The sequence below is a fragment of the Devosia sp. SL43 genome (assembly GCF_021729885.1).
Taxonomy (GTDB): domain Bacteria; phylum Pseudomonadota; class Alphaproteobacteria; order Rhizobiales; family Devosiaceae; genus Devosia.
Map to the genome: position 1 here is coordinate 188,018 of NZ_CP063401.1, position 24,874 is coordinate 212,891.

22 protein-coding genes and 1 tRNA gene are annotated in these 24,874 nt (G+C 63.3%); 17 read left to right on the plus strand and 6 right to left on the minus strand.

Going from position 1 to position 24,874, the window contains the following annotated elements; translation table 11 throughout:
• Nucleotides 1-37 precede the first annotated feature (37 nt).
• Together IM737_RS00890 and IM737_RS00895 are read left to right on the plus strand one after the other, a co-directional pair.
• A tRNA-Pro gene (locus tag IM737_RS00890) sits at nt 38-114 on the plus strand.
• Nucleotides 115-184: 70 nt separating this feature from the next.
• Nucleotides 185-1,162, plus strand: coding sequence for a phosphotransferase enzyme family protein (locus tag IM737_RS00895; RefSeq protein ID WP_236897619.1), 978 nt, complete (start codon nt 185-187; stop codon nt 1,160-1,162).
• Here the strand turns inward: IM737_RS00895 and IM737_RS00900 are convergent.
• The 4 genes from IM737_RS00900 to IM737_RS00915 form a co-directional block, all read right to left on the minus strand.
• Nucleotides 1,159-2,442, minus strand: coding sequence for an O-antigen ligase family protein (locus tag IM737_RS00900; RefSeq protein WP_236897621.1), 1,284 nt, complete (start codon nt 2,440-2,442; stop codon nt 1,159-1,161). The two genes, IM737_RS00895 and IM737_RS00900, sit on opposite strands and share 4 nt — an antisense overlap.
• Nucleotides 2,439-3,959: an undecaprenyl-phosphate glucose phosphotransferase gene (locus IM737_RS00905; RefSeq protein WP_236897622.1), complete on the minus strand. Its 1,521-nt coding sequence runs from the start codon at nt 3,957-3,959 to the stop codon at nt 2,439-2,441. Before IM737_RS00905 ends, IM737_RS00900 begins: the two co-directional genes overlap by 4 nt.
• Nucleotides 3,960-4,031: 72 nt before the next feature.
• Nucleotides 4,032-5,162, minus strand: coding sequence for a glycosyltransferase family 4 protein (locus IM737_RS00910; protein ID WP_236897624.1), 1,131 nt, complete (start codon nt 5,160-5,162; stop codon nt 4,032-4,034).
• A gap of 11 nt (nt 5,163-5,173) precedes the next feature.
• Nucleotides 5,174-5,740, minus strand: coding sequence for a polysaccharide biosynthesis/export family protein (locus IM737_RS00915; protein WP_236897626.1), 567 nt, complete (start codon nt 5,738-5,740; stop codon nt 5,174-5,176).
• 138 nt (nt 5,741-5,878) lie between these two features.
• Here IM737_RS00915 and IM737_RS00920 point away from each other — a divergent pair, with 138 nt between their 5' ends.
• Together IM737_RS00920 and IM737_RS00925 are read left to right on the plus strand one after the other, a co-directional pair.
• Nucleotides 5,879-8,149, plus strand: coding sequence for a GumC family protein (locus IM737_RS00920; protein ID WP_236897629.1), 2,271 nt, complete (start codon nt 5,879-5,881; stop codon nt 8,147-8,149).
• A gap of 10 nt (nt 8,150-8,159) precedes the next feature.
• Nucleotides 8,160-9,200: a polysaccharide deacetylase family protein gene (locus tag IM737_RS00925; RefSeq protein ID WP_236897630.1), complete on the plus strand. Its 1,041-nt coding sequence runs from the start codon at nt 8,160-8,162 to the stop codon at nt 9,198-9,200.
• 42 nt (nt 9,201-9,242) lie between these two features.
• On the opposite strand, the gene IM737_RS00930 is transcribed toward IM737_RS00925, so the two are convergent.
• A complete protein-coding gene (locus IM737_RS00930; RefSeq protein ID WP_236897631.1) occupies nt 9,243-9,449 on the minus strand; it encodes a DUF2842 domain-containing protein in 207 nt (68 codons plus the stop codon).
• A 78-nt stretch (nt 9,450-9,527) separates the two neighbouring features.
• Between IM737_RS00930 and IM737_RS00935 the strand changes: the two genes are divergently transcribed.
• The 5 genes from IM737_RS00935 to IM737_RS00955 all read left to right on the plus strand — a co-directional run bounded on the left by IM737_RS00935 (nt 9,528) and on the right by IM737_RS00955 (nt 12,844).
• Nucleotides 9,528-10,610: a COX15/CtaA family protein gene (locus IM737_RS00935; RefSeq protein ID WP_236897632.1), complete on the plus strand. Its 1,083-nt coding sequence runs from the start codon at nt 9,528-9,530 to the stop codon at nt 10,608-10,610.
• A gap of 145 nt (nt 10,611-10,755) precedes the next feature.
• Complete coding sequence (gene rplM, locus IM737_RS00940; protein WP_236897633.1) at nt 10,756-11,220, plus strand: 50S ribosomal protein L13; 465 nt, start codon at nt 10,756-10,758, stop codon at nt 11,218-11,220.
• 1 nt (nt 11,221) lies between these two features.
• Nucleotides 11,222-11,701 carry a 30S ribosomal protein S9 gene (rpsI, locus tag IM737_RS00945; protein ID WP_236897634.1) on the plus strand — a complete coding sequence of 160 codons (480 nt, stop codon included), beginning with the start codon at nt 11,222-11,224 and terminating at the stop codon, nt 11,699-11,701.
• A gap of 48 nt (nt 11,702-11,749) precedes the next feature.
• A complete protein-coding gene (locus IM737_RS00950; RefSeq protein ID WP_236897635.1) occupies nt 11,750-12,415 on the plus strand; it encodes an SdpI family protein in 666 nt (221 codons plus the stop codon).
• A 69-nt stretch (nt 12,416-12,484) separates the two neighbouring features.
• Entirely contained in the window at nt 12,485-12,844 is a 360-nt protein-coding gene (locus tag IM737_RS00955; protein ID WP_236897636.1) for a VOC family protein, read from the plus strand.
• 45 nt (nt 12,845-12,889) lie between these two features.
• On the opposite strand, the gene IM737_RS00960 is transcribed toward IM737_RS00955, so the two are convergent.
• Nucleotides 12,890-14,206, minus strand: coding sequence for a glycosyltransferase (locus tag IM737_RS00960; RefSeq protein WP_236897637.1), 1,317 nt, complete (start codon nt 14,204-14,206; stop codon nt 12,890-12,892).
• A 425-nt stretch (nt 14,207-14,631) separates the two neighbouring features.
• Here IM737_RS00960 and IM737_RS00965 point away from each other — a divergent pair, with 425 nt between their 5' ends.
• The 8 genes from IM737_RS00965 to IM737_RS01000 all read left to right on the plus strand — a co-directional run bounded on the left by IM737_RS00965 (nt 14,632) and on the right by IM737_RS01000 (nt 24,812).
• Nucleotides 14,632-15,846, plus strand: a complete 1,215-nt coding sequence (locus IM737_RS00965) for an LL-diaminopimelate aminotransferase (RefSeq protein ID WP_236897639.1) — start codon at nt 14,632-14,634, stop codon at nt 15,844-15,846.
• 227 nt (nt 15,847-16,073) lie between these two features.
• Nucleotides 16,074-17,033 (plus strand): iron-siderophore ABC transporter substrate-binding protein, encoded by a 960-nt coding sequence (locus IM737_RS00970; RefSeq protein ID WP_236897641.1) that lies wholly within the window; start codon nt 16,074-16,076, stop codon nt 17,031-17,033.
• Nucleotides 17,034-17,207: 174 nt separating this feature from the next.
• On the plus strand, nt 17,208-18,044 hold the full coding sequence (locus IM737_RS00975; protein ID WP_236897643.1) for an EamA family transporter: 837 nt from the start codon (nt 17,208-17,210) through the stop codon (nt 18,042-18,044).
• 218 nt (nt 18,045-18,262) lie between these two features.
• Nucleotides 18,263-19,603: a homoserine dehydrogenase gene (locus tag IM737_RS00980; RefSeq protein WP_236899826.1), complete on the plus strand. Its 1,341-nt coding sequence runs from the start codon at nt 18,263-18,265 to the stop codon at nt 19,601-19,603.
• A 36-nt stretch (nt 19,604-19,639) separates the two neighbouring features.
• Nucleotides 19,640-20,626, plus strand: a complete 987-nt coding sequence (glpX, locus tag IM737_RS00985; protein ID WP_236897644.1) for a class II fructose-bisphosphatase — start codon at nt 19,640-19,642, stop codon at nt 20,624-20,626.
• Between the two features lie 230 nt (nt 20,627-20,856).
• Nucleotides 20,857-22,647, plus strand: a complete 1,791-nt coding sequence (recJ, locus tag IM737_RS00990; RefSeq protein WP_236899827.1) for a single-stranded-DNA-specific exonuclease RecJ — start codon at nt 20,857-20,859, stop codon at nt 22,645-22,647.
• A gap of 72 nt (nt 22,648-22,719) precedes the next feature.
• Nucleotides 22,720-24,054 (plus strand): NAD(P)/FAD-dependent oxidoreductase, encoded by a 1,335-nt coding sequence (locus tag IM737_RS00995; protein ID WP_236897646.1) that lies wholly within the window; start codon nt 22,720-22,722, stop codon nt 24,052-24,054.
• Entirely contained in the window at nt 24,051-24,812 is a 762-nt protein-coding gene (locus tag IM737_RS01000) for a DUF1365 domain-containing protein (RefSeq protein ID WP_236897647.1), read from the plus strand. The genes IM737_RS00995 and IM737_RS01000 overlap by 4 nt, the downstream gene beginning before the upstream one ends.
• Nucleotides 24,813-24,874: the final 62 nt, after the last annotated feature.

The window sequence follows — 24,874 nt, forward strand, 5'->3', positions numbered from 1 at the left end:
GCGCCAAAACCCCGGTTTCTCTATGTCTCCGCGCAGTCGGGGCGTAGCGCAGCCTGGTAGCGCATTTGTCTGGGGGACAAAGGGTCGTGGGTTCGAATCCCGCCGCTCCGACCATTCTTTCCAATTGCTTGTTTGACTGCGACATGCGGCCTGGCAGTTGGCCGGGCTCTCTGGAGCCATGCCAATGCCATTGACGACGCAAGGAATTGTTTCGGCCCTGCCGCTCTGGCGCGAACTTGCCGGCGGCGCGGCCCGCCTGGTCAATCATTCCGAAAACCAGACCTTTCGCATCGATACACCCGATGGTCGCGCCTACAGTTTGCGCGTGCATCGCACAGGCTATCAATCCGCCGCCTCTATCGAAAGCGAACTGGCTTGGCTGACGGCCTTGCGCCGCGACACGAGCCTGGCCATTCCCGAACCAATCGCAGGATTGGACGGTCGTCTACTGCAACACTTCACTACGCCATCGGGTGAGCCGCGCATGGCGGTGTTGTTCCACCACATAGCCGGGCAGGAGCCTTCCCCCGACAGCAATCTGGGCGATCTCTTTGCCACGCTGGGGGGCTGCGCGGCGACCATGCACCAGCATGTCACGGGCTGGGCGCGCCCGGTTAGTTTCGAGCGGCAGGTCTGGCAGGCCGCGACCATTCTCGATGCAGACGGTCCTTGGGGCGATTGGCGCATCGCGCCCGGCGTCAATGCCGCCAACCGGCCGATGCTCGACCGACTCGATTCGACGCTCTGGTTGCGGCTGGCCGACTATGGCACTGCGCCCGATCGCTACGGCTTGATCCACGCCGATATGCGGCTGGGCAACCTGCTCGTCGATGGTAACCAGGTCACGCTCATCGATTTCGACGATTGCGGCTTCTGCTGGTTCACCTACGATTTCGCCGCCGCCATCTCGTTCCACGAGACCAACCCGGCCGTACCGGCGCTGAAATCTGCCTGGCTCGACGGCTACCAGACCATCCGACACCTCTCGCCGGCCGACCTGGCAGCCATGGATTCCATGGTCATGCTGCGACGCATGGCGTTGCTGGCCTGGATCGGCTCCCATGCCGAGACCAGGCTGGCGCAGACGCATATGAAGGGGTTTGCCGACGGCACGGCCGAACTGGCCGAGCGCTACATGCGCGGGGCGATCTGGTCGGTCTAGATCAGGATACGGGGATTGGCGGGCTGCCGCGTGCGATCATTGCCCACGGCGGTGCTGATGCCCCAGATCAATCCGGCAAGCAGGTAGTAGTGCCGCCAGTGGTCGCTGTCGATGATGACCGATTCTCCCACCAGCATGGTGAAGGTCGCCACAAGCGGGATCATTATCGGCCGGTAGGGGGAGGGGCGGGCGAGACCGATATAGCCGCGCCACAATGTCAGGATCACGAGAAGGTAATACATGGCGCCGCCGCCCCAGCCGTAGACGTGCAGCACCGACACATAGACGTTGTGCGGTTCCTCGATGATGCGCAGGTTGCGGAATTCGTGCGGCCCGATGCCCAGCGGATTGTCCAGCGCCAGTTCGAACGCATAGCCCTGGCGTCCGAAGCGGCCCGTTTCACCCGAGTCGTAGTTCTGTCCGGCGGCGCGCTGCTCGAACAGCGATGAGACCGAAGGGATGCTCAATAGCCCCGCCAGCGCCACCATGAGCATCGCTGCACCAACTAGCGACATGATCATGATGCGCACCTTGTTGTGCGCGGCGGCCTCCAGCCAGAAGCACAGGACCAGCACGATGATCGACGACAGCGCGAAGTGGCCCCAAGCGGCACGGGAGAAACTGACGAACACACCCACGAACAGCACGAGGTAGATCAGCGTCGACCAGAGCTGGCTACGGCCGCTGCCAAGCAAGATGCGCTGCAGGGCATACATGGCGGGCAGGACCAGGAATGGGCCATAGACGTTAGGGTCGTTGAAGGTCGCCTTGGCACGCCCGTAGCGCATGAAGATGTCGGCGCCGGGGATCAGCCCGAGATAGGCGAGGGTGCCGATCAACGCGCAAAGCACCGCGGCCGCCGTATAGGCATTCATGATGATGCGCATGCGCCGCTCGGTGGCTTCGGCGACGTAGTTGGCGACGAAATACGACGTCAGCAGCAGGAAGATGGTGACGATCGAGAAGATCAGCGCGTCGCTGACATCGGTGAACTTCACCTGGAAGCAGGCGATCAGCGCAAACGGCGTGAAGCCGACCATGATCGCCAGCAGGCCGAAGGTCGAACGATAAAGGCCCAGGCCGGCGATAAAGGCCAGCGGCAGCACGGCCAGAAACGTCAGCTCGTACGGCGATGGCTCGAACAGCACGAGGCCGCCGGTGAAGATCCATATCCCGACCATGACATCGAGCAGGCGCATCGTGCGCGCCCGAATGACGGCGAGGCCGAGTCCAGGGGACCCGGCCGCGTGGCTGCCGTCAATCGTGCCTGATGTGGTCAATAGGCGTTCTCGTTCTTGGAGACGAGCGAGACCGGGGTCATCAGCACGATGTAGAGATCGAGCAGGATGGACCAGTGTTCGATGTAATAGAGGTCGTGGTTCACGCGCTGCATGATCTTGTCGATCGTGTCGGTCTCGCCGCGCCAGCCATTGACCTGCGCCCAGCCCGTCATGCCCGGCTTGACCCGGTGGCGGGCGAAGTAACCTTCGACAGCCTCGTAGTAGAGCTTGTTGTCGGCCTTGGCCTGCAGAGCATGCGGACGAGGGCCGACGATGGAGAGTTCACCCTTGAGCACGTTGAACAGCTGCGGCAGCTCGTCGATCGAGGTCTTGCGGATGAACTTTCCGACCTTGGTGACGCGCGGATCGTCCTTGGTCACCAGCTTGGCCGCCGTGGCATCTGCCATATCGGTCCGCATCGAGCGGAACTTGTAGATCTTGATCAGCTCGTTGTTGAAGCCATGCCGGTTCTGCCGGAAGAACACCGGTCCCTTGCTCTCGAGCTTGATGGCAATGGCGGTGATCAGCATCACAGGCGACAGCAGGATCAGCGCCGTGATCGCGACGACCTTGTCGAACACCCACTTGAACACCAGGTTCCAGTCCGAAATCGGCCGGTCGGCCATATCGAACACGGCGATGTCGCCGACATAGGAATAGGCCTTGTTAGTGAACTTGAGTTTGCTCATATGCGCTGACAGGCGGATGTCGACCGGCAGGACCCAGAGCTGGGTCAGCATGTCGAGCACGCGCTTTTCGGCGGAAAGCGGCATCGAGACGATCACCAGGTCCACCGGCGTGCGGCGGGCGAATTCGATCAGGTCGGCAACCTTGCCCAGCTTGGGATAGCCCGCGACAGAATCGGGCGAACGCTCGTCGATGCGGTCGTCGAACAGGCCCAGCAGGGCTATGTCATTGCTGGCGCTGGAGCGGATCTGCTCGATGAGCGTCTCGGCATCCTTGCCGCCGCCGACGACAACCGTGCGCCGCCGCAGCCGCCCCTGGTCGGTCCAGCGCATCACCAGCGCGCGCAGGGCCAGGCGATAGCCAATCAGCAGCACCGCACCGCCACCGAACCAGCTGGCCAGCCAGACGCGGGAGAACAGGTCGCTTGCCTTGAAGAAGAAGATGCCGACCGCCAGCACCACCATGACCAGCGTCCAGCCAACGAGAACCCGGCTGAGCTGGTTGATTACGGTACGATAGGCCGTGATGCGGTGCGTCCGCCCGGCGTTGAACAGCACGTTGGCCAACAGGCACGAAGCCAGGATCACCGGGATATAGAAGGCCGGTTGCCCGAGCTCGACATAGTATTCGTATATGCCGTATCCCAACGCAGCGAGCAGAGCTGCCTCGACGACCTGCGCCACACCGGCCACCACCGCGCCCGAAATCGTCCGCTCCACCGGCGCGGCGATGATGGCTTCGGTTTGGGGCAGAAGCTGGCGCTCGCCGTCCTGGCTCGTCTGTTTGGCGACGTGGTCAAGCACGGCCTGCTTGGGATCGACACGATACATGGGACGCTACCGGTATAAAACTCGTGCCGGCATTGTCCGCGCAAGGCGTTTAGACTCAGTGAACTTGGAGGCTCAAGCTGCTTTCAACAACGAAAAGTAAAGTGCCTCGATGCCATCGGCCATTGCTTCCAGCGAGAAGTGTTCCGACACGTAAGCCAGTCGTGTCCGCATCTCGATAAGAGTCTCTTCGGGATGGTCGAGTGCGCTCTGCATTGCGACGCGCAGCGCCGCCGCATCGTTGGGCGGGATGAGGCTGGCGGCGGTCGGCCCATAGATCTCGGGAATACCGCCGACGCGAGTGGAAATGACCGGCAACTGGGCCGCCGCCGCTTCGAGAACGATATAGGGCAGGGACTCCGCCAGGGACGGAACGACTGCCACCCTGCCTCTGGCAAAGGTTGGGCGAGCGGGCTGGGCGCCGAGGAGCGAGACGCGATCGGTAAGCCCAAGCTGACCGATCTGGGCCTCCAGCGCCGCCCGCGCCCCGCCGTCGCCTGCCATCACCAGCGTTGCTGGGCTGCCGTCGGGCCGTGTAACGCCGGCCAAGGCGTCGATGAGCACGTGGATGCCCTTGAGGTCGCGCAGTTCACCCACAAAAACGAAGTCGGCCGCATCCTGTGCAGGCGGCACCGGAATGAATTCATCCGGCGTGAGTCCATTGTGAATTACCTGCGTGGGGCAGGTGGGCGCACCGATCAGCGCCGAATAGGTGGCCTGCGCATATTTGCTCTCGAAGATGATGGCGCCGGTCTGGGCCATCAGCCAGCGCTCAAGCTTGTGGAACAGTCGCCCCGACATCGAGGTCTTGGAAAAATGCAGCACACCGCCATGCGGAGTATAGAGCGCCACAGCCTTGCCGCCGCCGATACGTGCAAGGCGGGCATAGAAACCGCCCTTGGCGCCATGGCCATGCAGGATGTCGATATCGAGTGACCTAGCCAGCCGGCGCACCGCCAGCGGTGTCACCATATCCCCACCGCCAAGCACGCGTGGCATGGCGAAGCGATGGATGCCCAGGCTTGCATGCGGCAATAGGGCGGCCAGCCGGCTCTCTGTCTGAGCATCGTTGGCCAGGCTATCGACGACAAGCCCCACCTCATGGCCAGTGGCGGCGAGGGCGCGGGTAAGATCGGCAACGTGGCGAAACAAACCGCCCACAGGCGCGCGCATCACCTGCAGGATCCGCAGTTTGCGCGTAGCCATTGAAATCTCCGTCAGAACCAGCGTTCGAGAATGACGATGGTGTCGCCCGGGAATATTGGAAAGTCCAGATCGACCGTACCCTTAACCATCTGTCCGCCCTGGCGACGATAGACCACGGCGTGATTGCGGTCCGCCGTGTCAGAGAATCCGCCGGCCGTGCTGATCGCAGCACGCACCGTCATGCCATATACATAGGGGAACTGTCCGGCACTGCCGATCTCGCCCTGGATGAAGAATGGCCGGTATTCAGCCACTTCCACCGCCACGTCGGGGTTGCGCATATAGCCATTGGCCAGAGCGGCGGCGATGCTGCCGGCTGCCATGGCTGTGGTCTTGCCGCGCACCTGAACCGGGCCAACCAGCGGGAAGGCCACCGAACCGCTGTCATCAATGCGATATGTGTCGGTCAGCTCGTCGTCGCCATAGACGGAGACCCGCACGACGTCGCCGGTATCGAGCTGGTAGGGGCCCTTTGTGTCCACCAGGTAGGTAGCCGGGCGCGTCGAGGCGCAGGCCGCCAGCGGCAGCATGAGGACAAGAGTGAGCAAGGGCAGCCAGCGCATGAGAATCCCGCGCATTGAGAAGTGTCCCAGTGTCGCTTTCGGATGGTTAACAAACTCCTTCCGAAATCGGCGTATTATTGCGATCTGCAAGCAGCTTAACGAATTGCTTACTACGTGGCGGCGATAAATCGTCCCGCACAACGAGGAATAGCAATGGCCTATGAGTCGCAGGCAGTGCGCGACGCACGAATAGACGTGGGAGCTGTGCTCGGCGCTGTGGTGAAACGGCTGCCGCGCGTCATCCTGCTGACGGTGCTGTTGCTTGCCGCAACCTTCGCTATCCTGATGTTCATGCCGCGGCTTTACGAGTCTTCGGCCTCCATCCTCGTCGAGCCCCGCAGCAACATCTATACGCGTGCCGCCAACGAGCAGGCGCCGTCGCTGACCGGCGGTGAAGCTGGCGTGGTGTCGAGCCAGATCGAGCTGATCAAGTCGCGCGATACTCTGATGAAGGTCATCGATCAGCTCGATCTGCGTTCCGTTCCCGAATTTAACGGCTCGGGTGGTGGTGGCTTTTCACCGCTCGGCCTTGTTACCCAGTTGCTGGGCCGCAAGTCGGCCCCTGTGAGCATCGACGAAACGGTGCTCAGCAATCTCTATGAACGCCTGACCGTCATCCAGGAACGCGATTCGCGCATCATCTCTGTGCTGGTGCGCTCGACCGACCCGCAGCGTGCGGCTGATATTGCCAATGCCGTGGCTAATGCCCACGTCGCCCGTCGCGCCCAACTCTCCCTATCCGACACTGCCGAGGCCTCCGGCTGGCTGCTGATCGAGATCGAACGCCTGCGTGGCGTTGTCAACGCAGCCGAGACCAAGGTCGCCGACTTCAAGGTCGACAACGACCTGTTCACCGGCTCGAACAATACCAGCCTGCTCGATCAGCAACTCTCCGCCATTGCCGCCCAGATCAATTCCGCGCAGGAACGCAAGGCCACGGCTTTGTCGCGCGCTACCCTGATCCGCGGCATGCTGGAGCGCGGTCAATCCATCGAAGGCGTGGCGGACGTGCGCGACTCTGTGGTCATCCAGCAGCTGAGCGAAGAGAAGGCCCGTCTGCAGGGCGAGAAGGCCCAGCGCTCTGCTACGCTGCTGGCCAACCACCCGACGATCCAGGCGCTGACGGCGCAGATCAATGAGCTCAACAATCAGATCACCATCGAGGGCCGTCGTGTTGCCGATGCGCTCGATGCCGAGGCCCAGATCGAAGCCGATCTTGAAGTGTCGTTGCAGGCCGATCTGACCCGCGCCAAGGGCACTGCCTCCACCGCCACCCAGGATACCGTCACGCTTGACGGGCTGCAGCGAGAGGCCAAGGCCCAGCGCGACCTGCTTGAAGGCTACCTGCAGCGCTACAACGAAGCCTTCTCTCGCACCGAGACCAGCTCGGCGCTGCCCGATGTTCGCGTGGTTACGCTTGCCGCCCCGTCTGTCACGCCGGCGTCGCCCAAGACCCAATTGGTGCTGCTGGCCGTAGGTATCGTTTCGGTCGCGACCCAGGTCGGCCTGATCGTTTTCGCCGAACTCATGTCCGGTCGCGCCATTGTTCCCGGCCGCGCCCTTGAGCGCCCCCAGGACGAACTGGACGAAGTGCCATTCTCCGAAGACGAGCTCGAGCCAGACCAGATCGACGCTGTTGCGCCTGAGGTTGCCGAAGCGCCAGCCACGCCTGAACCTGTTGCGCGGGACCAATATGTCGAGCCCCAGCTGCCAGCGCCTGTCGCAGAAGCAACCCCCGCAATGCCGCCGGCCACGAGCAACTTTGTGCGCACGATGGCCGAGGATGTCGAGGCCGTCGTGCCGCGCACGCCTGCCGCCGAACCGGCTGCCGAACCCGTCGCCGCACGTCCGGCGCGTCGCGAGCCGCGTGTCGTCCCCGGCATGATCGCCTTGTCCGATCTGGCGTCCGACCTGGTCCTGGGACGCACCCATCTGGTCATCCTGGCCGGTCACCGCTCCAACGCTGACTGCGAGGCTCTCGCCGAAGAACTGGTTGGTGACGCCCTGGCTCGCGGCTTGAGCGTCGCTCTCGTTGACGCCGGCAGTGCCCTCGCCACCGAGGAGACCGGCCTGACCGATCTCAGCACTGAGGCTGCCAGCTTCGGCGATGTCGTGCACAAGTCGGCCGATAACAGCTTTGCTGAAGTCCCATGGGGGCGCGGTCGCGCGATCTCCCGCCAGTCGAGCAAGCCCCTGACCCTGGTCGAGGCGTTGGGCGACATCTATGAGGTCGTGGTGCTGATGACCGGTCCGGTCGGCATGGCCTCCACGCTGCCGCTGTTCGAGAGTCTCGATGGCCGGCTCGTACTGGTTGCCGGCGATGAAGATGAGATCGATGCCGTGGCCGAAACCCGCGAACAGCTGCTCGACGCCGGCTTCGCCCAGGTCGAGATTGCCGCGCTGTCTGCCCGCGTCGCAGCTTGACGGAGGCTCCATGTCAGCCAAGTACGCGGTCATCCGGGCCATGTTCGAAGTGCTCTGGCTGTCTCGTCTGCCGGACCTGATCCGGGCGCTGTCGCGGTCGCGTGGGGTGATCTTCACGCTGCATCGGATCCTCCCGCAGGAACCGGCCGACTTCTCGCCCAACGCCATCCTGCAGGTGCAGCCCGATTTCCTCGAATATGTCATTGAGCGAGTCCGCGATCTCGGCATCGACATCGTCAGTCTGGACGAGGCGCTGGAGCGCCTGGCCGCATCCAGCAAAGGCCGCCCCTTTGTCGTCCTGACCTTCGATGACGCCTACAAGGACAACCTCAAGTACGCGCTGCCCATCCTGCGCCGCCAACAGGCGCCCTTCACCCTCTATGTGCCGACGGCCTTCGTCGATGGGGTGGGGGAGCTCTGGTGGCAGGCCATCGAAGACATCATCACCCCCCAGCAAGCCATCGCCATGACCGTCGATGGCGAAACTGATTACATCGACACGCTCACCACAGGCCAGAAGCAGTCGGCCTTCGACACGCTCTACTGGCAGATGCGCAAGATGCCCGAGCCAGAGCGCATCGAACTGCTGCGCAAGTTCGCCACCGCCTATGGCTATGATCTCGACCTGCAATGCCGCGAACTCATCATGGACTGGCAGGAGCTGCGCCATTTCGCCGGTGAGCCGCTCTGCACCATCGGCGCCCATACCGTGCACCACTACGAACTGGCCAAGCTACCGGTCGAGCAGGCCCGAAACGAGATGGCGCAGTCGGCCGATATCCTGCTCGCCCAGTTCGGCGTGCGGCCAACCCATTTTTCCTATCCGCTGGGCGGGCCACTTTCGGCCGGCCAGCGCGAATTCGACCTGGCCAAGGAACTCGGCTTCCGTTCGGCAGTGACCACGCGACCGGGCGGCCTCTATCCACGACATGCCAAAACGCCGGAGGCTTTGCCGCGCGTCTCGCTCAACGGTTACTTCCAATCCCGCCGCTATGTTGATGTTTTCGCTACCGGAGCGATCTTTTCGGCAATGGGCAAGGTGACGGGCTAGTCTTACCTCTCCCCCGAAGGGAGAGGTGAAGTGGGTGTGCCTCTAAGCGTCCGGCTTGGCCATCCACCGGATGATCCACATTGCCGGATAGAGCCAGCCCATCCCCGCCACCACAAAATAGGGCATCAACACCCAGATCGGCAGGCCGGGCGGGAAGGCCAGGTAAACCGACGTGAAGATGCTGAGCCAGGCCACGATCGAGCCGAGGATCAGGAAGACGCCGATCAACTTGCGGTTACGCTGGGTCATGTGCGGCATTGCGGCTATTGCGGGTCATCGTGGTCGGGCATACCACTCCGGCCCGTCGACCGACACCGGGAATATGCCGTGACCTCCGTCCACAATGCCGCACTCAGCCAGACCAGCTATGCCAGCGACCGGTTGCGCCCGGTCCGCATCTGGCTCTACGGCATGGCGGCTTTCGTGCTGCTTATGGTGGTCGTCGGCGGTATCACGCGCCTTACAGAATCTGGCCTGTCCATCACCAGCTGGAAGCCCATATCGGGCACGATCCCGCCGCTGAGCGATGCCGACTGGCAGGCCGAGTTCCAAGCCTACCAGCAGATCCCGCAATACCAGGTCAACAACACCTGGATGACGCTGGACGACTTCAAATACATCTTCTTCTGGGAATATCTGCACCGCCTGCTGGGGCGCATCCTCGGCGTGCTGTTCCTCGTGCCATTCCTGGTCTTCCTCGTGCAGAAGCGCTTCACTGCGCAACTGGCCTGGCCGCTGTTCGGCCTGTTCGTGCTCGGTGGCTTCCAGGGCGCCCTCGGTTGGTGGATGGTTTCCTCCGGCCTCACCGAATTGACCTCGGTGTCGCAATATCGCCTGGCCGCGCATCTGACGGCAGCATCGCTGCTGTTCATCGCGCTGATCTATGTCCCGCGTTCCCTCGAGCCCGGCCGGGTGGCGGGCCCCGTTACCGGCCAGAACAGGGCGTCGGCGGCCATCCTGCTGGTGCTGATCGTCCTGCAGATCGGGGCAGGGGCCTTCGTCGCCGGGCTCGATGCCGGCATGGGCTACAACACCTGGCCGCTGATGGATGGCACTCTCGTGCCCGATGGCATGGGCATCATGCAGCCCTTCTGGCGCAATCTGTTCGAAAACAACCTGACGGTGCAGTTCATCCACCGCACTATCGCCTATGTCATCACCGCCTATGTCGCCGTGCTGCTCTGGCAACAGAGCAAGATGGGCGGCTTCAAGGGCGTCCACGGCTGGCTGCCGCGCCTGGCGTTGCTCATCGTGCTGCAGGTCGTGCTCGGCATCATGACGCTGCTCCACGCCGTGCCGATTTCGCTGGCAGTGGGGCACCAGGCATTGGCCTTCATGCTCGCCGGGGTGACCATGGCCTATATCGCGGACATGCGGCGCGCAGGCGGTAGAACGATTGCGGTATCATAATACCGCAATCGTAAGTCATTGATTTTACGTGCTAAAATCAACCCCCTTGACGACCTGTAGATTCCCCCCTACACGACCGACCGAACACGCCGCTTTCTTCCTTGGATGAAGGCTGCAAAGCCCCAATTTTCTAGGGAATTCAAGCATGAGCACTTACTCGGCAAAACCGAGCGAGATCGAAAAGAAGTGGATCCTCATCGACGCCAATGGCCTCGTTGTTGGTCGTGTCGCTTCGATCATCGCTTCGCGTCTGCGCGGCAAGCATAAGCCTACCTTCACCCCGCACATGGACATGGGCGACAACATCGTTGTCATCAATGCCGACAAGGTGAAGCTGACCGGCCGCAAGCTGGACCAGCACAAGTTCTACTGGCACACCGGCTTCCCCGGCGGCATCAAGGACCGTTCGGCCCGCGAGCTGCTGGAAGGCCGTTTCCCCGAGCGCGTGCTCGAGAACGCCGTCCGCCGCATGATGCCTGGCGGCCCGCTGACCCGTGCCCAGCTCAAGAACCTCCGCGTCTATGCCGGCGCTGAGCATCCCCACGAAGCGCAGAACCCAGCCACGCTGGACGTTGCTGCGATGAATCCCAAGAATGCGCGGGTGAAGTAATATGGCCGAAACCATCAACTCTCTCGAAGATCTCGGCACCTCGACTGTTGCTCCTGTGAACACCGCTCCGGTGCACGTGCAGAAGCTCGACGCCCAGGGCCGCGCCTATGCCACCGGCAAGCGCAAGAACGCCGTTGCTCGCGTCTGGATCAAGCCAGGCAAGGGCACCGTCACGGTCAATGGTCGTGAATTCGCCACCTACTTCGCCCGTCCGGTTCTGCAGCTGATCGTCAAGCAGCCGATCGTCGCGACCGAACGCACCGACCAGTACGACGTCGTCGTCACTGTCGCCGGTGGTGGTCTGTCCGGTCAGGCCGGTGCCGTTCGTCACGGCATCTCCAAGGCCCTGAACTTTTTCGAGCCGGCCCTGCGCCCTGTGCTCAAGAAGGGTGGCTTCCTGACCCGCGACAGCCGCGTCGTCGAACGCAAGAAGTACGGCAAGGCCAAGGCCCGCAAGTCCTTCCAGTTCTCGAAGCGCTAAGTTTCGAACTCGCATTTTGGAAAGGGCCGGGCAACCGGCCCTTTTCTTTTGCCCAAGGCTCACCACATCCTCGGCGCCATGCAGATATTGATCACCCGCTTCCACCTGCTGCTGCTTGCCGTGACCGTGGCGATAACCGGCGTGGCCTTCTTCCGCGTTCCGGCCGATTACGCCTTTGCCGCCCACTGGTCGGGCAGCGCCGCCGACTGGCTCTGGCCGCGCGACGCGCTGTTCGTGGCGCCACTGCTGCAGGTGATGCTGCTGGTCAAATTCCTGGTCATCGGTCGCCTGCTGACCAAGAACCAATACGCCAAGTCCCAGCATATCCTCGATCCGGCCCTGACGTTGATCATGCTCGTGGTCGGCGCCTGTCAACTCGGGCTGTTGCTGACGGGCATCGGCTCCGACCTCGACTTCATCCGGCTGACCGGATTTGTGCTGGGTGCCGCGCTGCTTGTGCTGGCTGTCGTACTGTTCGAAGCCGAACGCCACACCTATGCCGGTCTGCGCATGCCCTGGCCGATCAGTTCCGAGCGTGCCTGGCGCTGGGTGCATCGAGTGACGGGCCTGGCCTTCGGCCTCGCCGGTGGGGGGCTGCTGGCCCTCGCCTGGCTCGACGCCGGGGCAGGGGCGCTGGTTCTGGGTTTCGTGGCTGCCCTCTATGGACCCACCACCATTGCCGGATTGACGACGGCCTTGTTCCGTAGAACCTGACGTCACGCTCATGCCACGCCTTGTCAGCATGGTCTGCGAAGAACCTACCAGCACAACCGGAGACATCTGATGCTCGATCACCTTGGCCTGCGCACCAACCAGTTCGACACCTTGCTGACCTTCTACAAGGCCGCTCTGGCGCCCCTCGGCTATTCCGTGATGATGGAATATCCCGGCACAGCCGGCCTCGGTCGCGAATACCCCGATTTCTGGATCGGCGCGGACGACAAGGGCGGCTCGAACATCCACCTGGCCTTCAAGACCAACGACCGCGCAGTGGTCGATGCGTTCCACGCGGCGGCTCTCGCCAATGGCGGCACGGACAATGGCGGTCCGGGCAAGCGGGACTACACGCCGAACTATTATGCAGCGTTTGTCATCGACCCCGACGGCAATAATCTCGAAATCGTCTGCCACTCTGAAGAGTAGGCTACCGTTCTTCACCTCTCCCCCGGTGGGAGAGGTGAGATGGCCTCAACCGACCAGCTTCAGCGCCGGCTTGGCCTTGCGCACCTTTTTGACCTTGGGCAAGCGCGGCACGTAGTTGGCCATCACCCGCTCGATCACCTTGATGGCCTTTTCCGCGCCGTCCTCGGCATGCAGCTGCTCGGCAATATCGGTGGCGTTGCGGCGATAGTCTTCGTTTGTCGAGAGGTCCGCCAGCGCCCCGGCCAAGATCTCCGAGGTCAGCTTGCGCAGCCGCACCGGCTTGGGTCCACAGCCCAGCTCGTAGACGCGGCGGCCCCAATAGGGCTGGTCCACCGTCTGCGGTACGACGAATGTCGGGCGCCCCAGATGCAGGCCTGCCGACGTCGTGCCGGCGCCGCCATGGTGCACCACGGCCGAGACATACTTGAACAGCTTGTCGTGCGGCGCCTTCTCGATGGCGAACACCGAGTCTGGCAGATCATCCGGATTGATGCCGCCCCAGCCGCGCGCCACCACGGCGCGTCCGCCCCACATGGCGACGGCTTCCTTGAGGATCTTGGTATTGCGCTCCGCCCCGAACGGCATCGAGCCGAAGCCGATATAGACCGGAGCCTCGCCCTCGGAGAGGAATTTCTGGAACGCGGCTGACGGCTGCCAGTCGGTCCGGTCCTTGAGCTGCCAATAGCCGGTGACCAGCGCGCTCTTGGGCCAATCGCGCGGGCGCGGCGAGACCACCGGTGAGTAGGCGTAGAGCGTCGTCAGTGACGTCCCGTCCGTATTGCGGAAGAAGCCGCCCTTCTTGCGCGCATCCAGGCCCATCAACTCGCGGCGCAGCTTGTTGCGCGGCAGGTTGTAGTAGATCTGTTGCACGGTCATCGCCGTATAGGTCAGCTTGTTGAAAGCCGGACCAAAATCGGCGCCGTAGTAGATGCAGAGCGGGAATTCGCTGGTCGAATTCAGCGGCTGCAGCGCCACCATGATGGCGGGGATATGCAGCGCTTCGGCGATGTCGATGCCAAAACTGGTATTCATGTTCAGGATCAGCATGTCGGCGCCCTGGCACATATGCCAGGCGTGGCGCGCTGCCGTATCGACGATCTGCTGGCCCTGTTTGAGCAAGGACGGCCCGTTGATGAGCATGGACTGGCTCATCGCATTTTCGAATCGCTGCTGGGTCAGGAAGGACTGGATCGATGGTCCCAGCGTGTGGAACTCGATGCCATAGCCCTCGACCATGCCCTGGAATTCCTCGGAGGCGCCAAGGACGACAGAGTAGCCCCGCTCCTTGAGCGCGATGGCCAATGCCAGATAGGGTTGAACGTCGCCTTGCGTGCCGATCGTGACGAGGGCAATGCGCTTCAAAGTCTAAACCTCACCATACGCCGCGCTGGAGCCGAAGGTTGGCGCGCTTCGGACCATTTACAATACCCTGACGAGGATTTATGTACGGCCTTATCGATAGCTGATTTCCTTACAAAAATCGGGTCTGAAGGGCAAGGGACATGCAGTCTCTGTACACTGTTGCTAAGGTTGGAGCCTCGCTCGCCATTGGTGCAGTGGCCGCCGCTGCCGCCTGCGTGGCGGCAGGCGCAAACGCCCGCTAGCTCTTCCCGAGTGGCCTCGATGAGGCCGGGAAGAGCCGAACATCACGAAAAGCGCCCCATGCCGGGGCCGTTTAACCCGTTCACAACCATAATTCCGCGATAATCCCGGCCTCAAATAGAGGTGCAGCGCTTACAGGCGCGTCGCGGCCAGTCCAGGTTCCCGAGGGAACCGTCGAGGAAATCATGAGCGCAGACTTCCACAAAATCCGCCGTCTTCCGCCTTACGTTTTTGCCCATATCGATCCGCTCAAGGCCAAGGCGCGCGCCGAGGGTGTCGACGTTATCGACCTCGGCATGGGCAATCCGGACATGCCGACGCCCCAGCACATCGTCGAAAAGCTGCAGGAAACGGTCAACAACCCGCGCACCCATCGCTATTCGACCTCGCGCGGCATTCCTGGCCTGCGCAAGGCCCAGGCCAGCTATTACGGTCGCCGCTTCGGGGTGAAGCTCAATCCCGACACCCAGGTCGTCGCGACCCTGGGCTCCAAGGAAGGTTTCGCCAACATGGCGTCGGCCATCACCGCCCCCGGCGACGTGGTGCTGGTGCCCAACCCGACCTATCCGATCCATTCCTTCGGTTTCATCATGTCGGGCGGGGTGGTCCGCTCCATGCCCGCTGATCCGAATGAGGATTTTCTGCGCTCGCTCGATCGCGCCGTGCGCCACTCGATCCCCAAGCCGATCGCGCTGGTGCTGAACTACCCGGCCAATCCGACCGCCTATACCGCCACGCTCGATTTTTACACCGAGGTGGTCAAGTATTGTAAGGCCAACGACATCTTCATCCTCAGCGATCTCGCCTATTCCGAGATCTACTTCGACGAGAACGAACCGCCGCCGTCGGTGCTGCAGGTGCCCGGCGCCATCGACATCACGGTGGAATTCACCTCGATGTCCAAGACCTATTCCATGCCTGGCTGGCGCGTCGGCTTCGCCGTCGGCAACGAACGCCTGATCGCGGCCCTGGCGCGTGTGAAGTCCTATCTGGACTACGGCGCGTTCACCCCGATCCAGGTCGCGGCGGCTTCAGCGCTGAACGGCTCTGACGACGTGATCGACGAGGTCCGCAAGATCTACAAGTCGCGCCGCGACGTCATGGTCGAAAGCTTTGCGCGCTCCGGCTGGGATATTCCGGTGCCGAAGGCAACCATGTTCGCCTGGGCCCCGATCCCGGCCCAGTTCGCCCATCTCGGTTCGCTCGAATTCGCCAAGCTCCTGATCCAGGAAACCGGCGTCGGCGTCGCACCGGGCGTCGGCTTCGGCGAATATGGCGACCAGTATATCCGCCTTGCCTTCGTCGAAAACGAACAGCGCATCCGCCAGGCCGCAAGGAATGTGAAGAAGCTGCTTGGCTCCAAGCCTGGGGCAGGGAATGTTGTGCCACTAGTTGGCTGACGAACGCCTGCGCAATCCCCCTCATCCGCCCTTCGGGCACCTTCTCCCGCAAAGGGAGAAGGCGACTACTCGACGCCCGCAGTCGATACCTTCTCCCCTTTTCGGGAGAAGGTGGCGCGTCGCGCCGGATGAGGGGGATGCCTAACGTCCTCGGCCCCACTCAAATAATACATGACATAACAACTCACCTTTTGTATGGAGAACCACCTCCATCCCACAGGTGCGTCATGCGTCTACTCCTCGCCATCCCATTCGCCTTCGCTGCCACCGCAGCCTTTGCCCAGGACTTCCCGGTCACCCTCGACCACGCCTGGGGCACCACCACCATCGAGGCCGAGCCCACCCGCATTGTCACCTGGGGCTGGGGCAATGAAGACGCCGTCATCGCGCTTGGCGTGATCCCGGTGGGCATCCCGTTCAAGGCCTATGGCGGCGGCGACAACGGCATCCAGCCTTGGGTCGAGGATGCCCTGGCAGCAGCGGGCGCCACGCCCACCGTGCTCGAGAACACCGACCAGCCACCGTTTGAACAGATCGCCGCGCTGGCGCCGGACCTTATCATCGCCGCCTATTCCGGCATCACCGAAGAGCAGTACAAGCTGATGTCGGCCATCGCGCCGACCATTGCCTATTCCGGCGAGGCCTGGTCCACGCCCTGGCAGGACGTGACCCGTACTGTGGGTAAGGCCCTCGGCAAGGCCGACGAAGCCGAGGTGCTGGTGACTGAAACCACGGCTTGGCTGACGTCCGAGATTGCCGCCCATCCAGAGCTGTCGGACATCACCTTCGCCAGCGCCAATGATTACGATGGCTCGATGGCTGTCTATGCGCCGCTCGACGCCCGCATGAAGTTCCTCACCGATCTCGGCCTCACACTTGACCCCAGCGTGGCTGCGCTCGCCCCCGCCGATGGCCAGTTCTACTACCCGCTAAGCTATGAACTGTTCGATCAGCTCCACGGCGATATCTTCGTCACCTACTACGAAGAGCAGTCCGCCCTCGACGAATGGCTGTCCACACCGCAGGCACAGACCTATCCGCCCATCGTCAACGGCGGTCTTGCTGCTCTCGTCGGCACCGAGAACGTCGCCGCCGTCTCGCCACCCACCGTCCTGTCGCTCCGCTGGGGCTTCCCGACCTACCTCAAGGTGCTGTCGGATGCAGCACACAATGTCAAAAAGCCTTGATCGATTAGCGGCTTAAGCCTGAGAAGCGAATCATCTTGTGAGGTCCGCCATGGCGGCGGGCCTCACCCGGAACGACCGTTGACGGACTCGGTACGTCGTGTTCAATGCGGGCATGGGGCGCTGTCATAAATCTGTCTTGAACCGGCCTGCCGCGCTGGCCGGATTGGCGTCGTCATGAGCCCTCTGGTTATCGGCCTGGCACTGTTTGCCGCCATCATGCATGCGACCTGGAACGCCTTCCTGCGCAGCGGTGCCGACAGGCTCTGGACCGTCACGGTGATGAGCTTTTCCGGCACCATCATCGCCATCCCCTTCGCCTTTGTCTTTCCGCTGCCCGCGTCAGCCGCCTGGCCCTACATCGTCCTCTCGTCGGCACTACAGGTGGGCTACACCTTCTTCCTCGTTGCCGCCTATCGGCAGGGGCAGTTGGGGCAGGTCTACCCCATCGTCCGTGGCACGGCGCCACTGCTGGTCACCCTAGGCACCTTCCTCCTCACCGGTCTCACACCGACGCCATTGCAGGCCATTGGCGTCACCATGGTCGCCGTCGGCATCATGAGTCTGGCGCTGGGACGGGGCAGGGCGTCGTGGACCTCGCTTGCCTTCGCCTTCACCACCGGCGTGATCGTGGCCAGCTACGGCACGGTCGATTCGATCGGCGTCCACGTGGCCGAGCATGCCGGCGCCTACGCGGCCTGGGTGTTCATCGGCTACGGCACGCTGCTGCCGCTGGCTTTCCTGGTGGCACGCCGCAAGCTGGTGGTGAACTTCCGCGCCACGGAAACCCACAAGGCGCTCGGCGGCGGCATTGTCGCGCTGTTTGCCTATGGCCTGGTGGTCGTCGCCTTCTCGATGGGACCGGCCGGACCCATCACTGCCCTGCGCGAAACCAGCGTGGTTTTCGCCATCCTCATCGGCTGGCTGTTCCTCGGCGAGAAGCTCACAGCGCCCCGCATCGTCGCGGGTATCGTCGTCGCGATAGGGGCGATTTGTCTCGGCTATGGTGGATGAACCAAACTCCTATTGACGGCTAGGCACAATCCTATGCAGATGTCGCCCCCATGAGTGATATCCAGTCCTTCCGCCAAGCCGTCGAAACTTTCATCTCCGCCCGGGGGTGGACACCGACCCGCTTCGGCCGCACCGTCGCGGGCGATCCGCTGTTCGTTTTCGACCTGCGCGAAGGCCGCGAGCCGCGCTCCGATACCCGCACCCGCATCCTTAAGGCGATGCAGGATTTCGGCGATGGCGAGGCCCAGGCGCCGCTGCGCATCGGCGTGGCCGGGCTCGGCAATGTTGGCGCCACGCTGGTGCGCATCCTGCAGAAGGACGGCGCCGAGCTTACGAAAAAACTCGGCCGGCAGATCGTCGTGACGGCCGTTGCCGCGCGCTCGCGATCCCGCGACCGCGGCATTGATATTTCCGGGCTCGAGTGGTTCGACGATCCGGTCGCTCTGGCCAAGTCTGACGGCATCGACCTCTTCGTCGAGCTCATCGGTGGCGAAGACGGTCCGGCTTTTGCCGCGGTGAAAGCGGCTCTCGAAATCGGCCGCCCCGTTGTCACCGCAAACAAGGCCCTCCTGGCCAAGCATGGCGTCAATCTTGCCAAGATGGCCGAGGAATCGGGTGCTCAGCTCGGCTTCGAGGCTGCCGTTGCCGGCGGCATTCCCGTTATCAAGACTCTGCGCGAAGGCCTGGGCTCCGCCCGCATCGCCAAGGTCTTCGGCATCATGAACGGCACCTGCAACTATATCCTCACCCGCATGGGCAACGAGGATATTTCCTTCGCCGATTGCCTGAAGGACGCGCAGGCCCTCGGCTACGCCGAGGCCGACCCCACCTTCGACGTCGAAGGCTTCGACACCGCGCACAAGCTGTCGATCCTGGCCACGCTCTGCTTCGGCTACGAGATCGCGCCCGACAAGATCCGCGTCGAAGGCATTTCGCGCATCACCCAGCACGACATCAAGGTCGCCGCCGACCTCGGCTACAAGATCAAGCTGCTGGGCATCGCTCAGCGCACCGATGACGGCATCGAGCAGCGCGTCCACCCCACCTTCGTGCCCAAGGGCTCGGCCATTGCCGGTGTCGATGGCGTGATGAACGCCGTCGCTCTCGAAACCGACCACGTGCACGAGCTGTTGCTGGCCGGCCCCGGGGCCGGCGGCCCACCGACTGCATCGTCGGTGCTGTCCGATATCCTCGACATCGCCCGTGGCACTCGCGTGCCACCGCTCGGCGTGCCCAGCGACGAATTGCTGCCCTATCGCGAGGCGCCGATGCGTGCCCACGAGGGCGGTTACTACATCCGCCTCAACGCCAAGGACGTGCCGGGGGCATTGGCCTCCATCACCACCCGCATGGGCGAACGCGGCATTTCCATCGATAGCGTCATCCAGCGGTCGGATTTGAGCGCTAAAGCCATCGCGCCGGATGGGTCGGCCACGCGCACCGTGGTGATGATCACTCAACAGACTTTGGAATCAGCCGTGCGTGAATCGCTTGCGCAGATCGCTGCCGACGGGTTTATCGTGGGTGAACCGCAGTTGATCCGGATCGAAACGCTCTAATCCCTCGCGGGGCAAGGAGCTCCGGGAGGGAAATAGATGAAGCTGAGCAAGGTCGAGGGCGATAAGAGCCCCGCCAACCTTCACCGTAGCCTGACGCTCGAACTGGTGCGCGTCACCGAGCGCGCCGCCATCGCTGCCGCCGAATGGCGCGGCAAGGGCAATGAGCAGGCGGCCGACGAGGCCGCCGTCAAAGCCATGCGCGCCGAGCTCGACCGCATCGCCATCTCCGGCCGCATCGTCATCGGCGAGGGCGAAGCGAACGAGTGCGATGACCTGTTCATCGGCCAGGCCGTCGGCGCAGGCGAGGGGCCCGAGGTCGATATCGCCGTCGATCCGCTCGAAGGCGTGACCCTCTGCGCCAAGAACCAGCCCGATTCCATCGTCGTCCTGGCCATGGCCGAGCGCGGCGGCCTGCTCAACGTCGCCCGCAACGTTTATATGCACAAGATCGCCATCGGCGCCGAATATGCGCCAGGCACGGTCCACATCGATTGGTCCGCCACCGACAACGTCAAGGCGCTGGCCAAGGCCAAGGGCGTGCCGCTGAGCGAAATAACCGCCATCGTCCTCGACCGCCCGCGTCACGCCGCCCTCATCGAGGAACTCCGCACTACCGGTGTCGCGGTGAAGCTGATCAGCGACGGTGACATTGCTGGCGTCATCCACGCGGTGAACACGGAGGATACCGGCATCGACATCTATCTCGGTTCAGGAGGCGCCCCCGAAGGCGTGCTGGCCGCCGCCGCCCTGCGCTGCATCGGCGGCCAGATGCAGGGCAAGCTGATCCTCGATACCCCGCCCAAGCGCGACCGCGCACGGGAAATGGGCATCGAAGACCCCAACCGCATCTACGACGTCACCGAACTGGCCTCCGGCGACGTGCTGGTCGCCGCCACCGGCGTCACCGACGGCACGCTGCTGGAGGGTATCCGCCTGCGCAGGAATTCGGTGCAGACCAGCACGATCGTCATGCGCAGCTGGAGCCAGACGGTGCGCTGGATCAAGGCGCAGCACGCGCGATAGCGGGGCCTCTTCTTATCCTCCCCCGCCTGCGGGGGAGGGGGACCACGCATAGCGTGGTGGAGGGGGGTGCCAAATGCACCAATCTTGGCCTTGTTCGGCCGCCATGGCGCAAGCCGCTCCCCTCTCCACCGCCTCCCAGCGGTCCCCCTCTCCCGTATACGGGAGAGGAAAGGCAGGTGCCGCGTGGTTCCTCCCTTCCCACCACAACCCAAATCGCCTACCTCTGCCCCATGCTGGATGCCCCGCGCCCCTTCCTCGACGTCACCCGCTCCATATCCGGCCGCGCCTGGACCGATCGGCTTGACGCCAGCACCACACGCATAGCCACGGCCATCTCCCAGCGCACGGGCATCTCCGAAATCCTCGCCCGCATCATTGCGGCCCGTGGTGTCGCGCTCGATGACGCCGCGCAATATCTCGAGCCCACCATCCGTGGCCTGATGCCTGATCCGTCGACGCTGACAGCCATGGACGCCCTGGCCGATCGTCTCGCCAAGGCCGTCACCGACAACGAAGCCATTGCCCTGTTCGGCGACTACGACGTCGATGGCGCCTGCTCCTGCGCCCTCATGGCCCGCTATCTGCGCCACTTCGGCATCGAACCGCAGGTCCACATTCCCGACCGCATCTTCGAGGGCTACGGCCCCAATATCGCGGCCATGGACAAGCTGATCGACAGCGGCGCCAGCCTCGTCATCACCCTCGATTGCGGCACCACCAGCGATGGCCCCATCGCTCATGCGCGGGCCAGGGGCGCCGATGTGCTGGTCATCGACCACCACCTCAGCGATCACGAGCTCCCCGACGCCAATGCGCTGGTCAATCCCAACCGGCCGGACGACATTTCCGGCCTCGGCTACCTCTGCGCTGCGGGTGTCACCTTCATGGTGCTCGTCGCGGTCAATCGCGTCCTACGCAATCGCGGCGATACCGGCCTGCCGGACCTGCTCAAACTGCTCGACCTGGTGGCGCTCGCCACCATCTGCGACGTGGTCCCGCTCACCGGCCTCAACCGCGCCTTCGTCCTGCGTGGCCTCGAAGTTGCGCGTCGCGGCGACAACAAGGGCATCGCGGCTCTGGCGCTGGCCGGCCGCATCAGCGGTCCGCTCAACCCCTATCACATGGGCTTCATTATCGGCCCCCGCATCAATGCCGGCGGCCGCATCGGCAACGCCGCCATGGGCACCGAATTGCTGACGGTCGACGACGAGCACCACGCTCTGGCCATTGCTGCACGGCTCGACGAACTCAATATCGAGCGCCAGCGCATCGAAGTCGAAGCGGTCGAAGAGGCCGCGGCCGTCGCCGAAATGGAGATCGGCTCCGGCGAGGGCCCGCCGGTCCTGGTACTCGCCTCGGCCAATTGGCATCCGGGCGTGGCCGGCCTCATCGCCGCGCGGCTGCGCGAGCGTTTCGACCGGCCAGCCTTTGCTATCGCGTTGCAGCCCGACGGCACCGGTACGGGTTCGGGCCGCTCGGTTCCGGGTGTTGATCTCGGTCGTGCCGTGATCGAGGCGGTGGAAACCGGACTCATCGCCAAAGGCGGCGGCCATGCTATGGCGGCGGGCGTCACCATCAAGCCGGGGCAACTTGGCCCGTTCCGTTCGTTTCTGGTGCAGGCGCTGTCGGTCGACGTCACCGCAGCCCGCGCCGCCACGGCCCTGCCAGTCGATGCTGCGCTGACCGCGCGGGGCGCGACGGTCGATCTCGTCAAGGATCTGGAGCGTGCAGGGCCCTTTGGCGCCGGCAATCCTGGGCCGCTCTTTGCGTTCCCTGCTCACCGTGCAAAATTCGCCCAGGTGGTGGGCAAGGGCGGCCACGTCAGTTTCGCCCTGACCTCCGAAGACGGCGCTCGGCTAAAGGCCATCGCCTTCCGTGCTGCTGGCACCGATATCGGCAATGCGCTGCTGCGCGACAGCGATGCGGCATTCCACTTTGCCGGAAGTCTGGGCATCGATCACTATCAGGGCCGCGAGCAGGTGCAGTTTCGCCTGACCGATCTGGCTAAGCCCAAGAGTTAGCGAAACTTTCGTCGATCCATTTCGTTGCTGCGTGCGTAACAAGTCCACTGCAGGACGGAGAACGATCCGAGTATGAGTGCCTCCAATATTGCCGTTGTCGGATCGGGCATATCAGGGCTTTCAGCGGCCTGGCTGCTCTCCCGGAGCCAGAACGTTACCGTGTTCGAAAAGAATGCGCGGCTCGGCGGTCACTCCAATACGATCATGGCACGGGTGCCGGAAGGCGAAGTTCCGGTCGATACCGGTTTCATCGTCTACAACGAGCAGAATTACCCGAACCTGACGGCCTTCTTCGACCACCTCAACGTCGCCACGGCGCCGTCGTCCATGAGTTTTGCCGTCTCTATCGCCGAGGGTCGTCGCGAATATTCCGGCCGCCATCTCAACGGCCTCTTCGGCCAGCGCCGCAACATCATCCGCCCAGAGCATTGGCAGCTGGTCGGCGACATCCTGCGCTTTTTCCGCGAGGCCGAGCGTCAGGTCGCCACCTGCAGCGACGAGCTCTCCATCGCCGATTTCCTCGACCGTTTCGGCTATTCCCGCATCTTCATCGAAGACCATATCCTGCCGATTTCCGCCGCCATCTGGTCAACCCCGTCGCGCGGCATGCTGGACTTCCCGGCTAGGACCTTCATCGAATTCTTCGCCAACCATTCGCTGCTGCAGGTCGGTAACCGTCCGGTCTGGCGCACGGTGGTCGGCGGCAGCCAGCAATATGTCTCGCGCATTGCCGCCGAGCGCCGGTTCGAGACGGTGACCAATGCCGATATCGGCACGGTTGTCCGACATGCCCAGGGTGCCGAGATATTCTTCACCGATGGCTCGCGCCGCCATTTCGACGAGGTCGTGTTTGCCTGTCACGCCGACGAGGCTCTGGCTCTGCTGGCCGATCCGAGCGACGCCGAACGCAACATCCTTGGCGCCTTCCGCTTCACCACCAATCACGCGGTGCTGCACAGCGACGCCAGCTTCATGCCGCGCCGCAAGCACCTGTGGTCGTCGTGGAACTACCTGCGCGGTGCCACGGACGAGAACGCACTAAGCCTTACCTACTGGATGAACAAGCTGCAGCCGCTGGAGACCAAGTCAAACGTTTTCGTCACGCTCAACCCGCATCGCGACTTTGCCCCCGGCAGCGTGCAGTTCGAGATCGACTACGAGCATCCGCTGTTCGATGCCCGCGCCATCGCCGCGCAACGCGACCTCTGGCAGGTGCAAGGCACGCAGCACACCTGGTTTGCCGGCGCCTGGATGGGCTATGGTTTCCATGAGGATGGTCTGCAGGCCGGGCTCGAAGTCGCCGAGCGGATCGGATCGCTGCAGCGTCCTTGGCAGGTCAGCCAGCCGCGCGAACGCATCGCGCATAACTGGACCGAGGGCGATCAGCAACTCCGGGCTGCCGAATGAGCGAGTTCGGCGCCATCTATGTCGGCGACGTCGTGCACAAGCGGGCGCGACCCAAGCGCCATTCCCTGCGCTACCGGGTATTCTCCATGCTGGTCGATCTCGACCAGCTTGAATCACTGGATCAGAAATTGCGGCTATTCTCCTTGAATAGATTCAACCTTGTATCCCTGGTGACGGGCGATTTCGGGCCCCGCGATGGCAGTAGCATTGCCGCCTTCATCCGGCGCAAGGCCGCCGCAGCTGGCGCCCCTGAGATCGCACGCATCCGCATGCTGGCCTATCCGCGACTGCTGGGCTTCGCTTTCAACCCGATTACGGCTTACTTCTGCGAGGACGCGGCTGGTGAAACCGTGTTCCTCGCCTACGAGGTCAGCAACACATTCGGCGAGCATCATTTTTACCAGGCCGCGGTGACCGCCGAGGGTGCTGACATCCACCATGAGGCCAAAAAGGCGTTCTTCGTTTCGCCATTCAACACGCTCGAAGGCAACTACCGTTTTTCCATCCGCCCGCCGGCCGAAGAGGTGTTTCTCGGCATCACCCTTTCCACCGGCGAGGGCGGTCTGCTGACAGCCTATTTCGAGGGCGAACACCGCCCGCTCACCGACGCTACGCTCTTGAAACTGCTGCTTGCATATCCATTTATGACCGCTAAAGTGGTAGCGGGCATACACTGGGAAGCTCTGCTTTTGTGGCTCAAGGGTGTGCCGCCGACGCTTAAACTGAGGCGACAGCTCAAGAGCCGACGCCGAGCCTAGCGATGGATTCTGCGGCCCGATGACTAAGACAGCAGTAGACACTTCAAGCACCGGCGCTACGC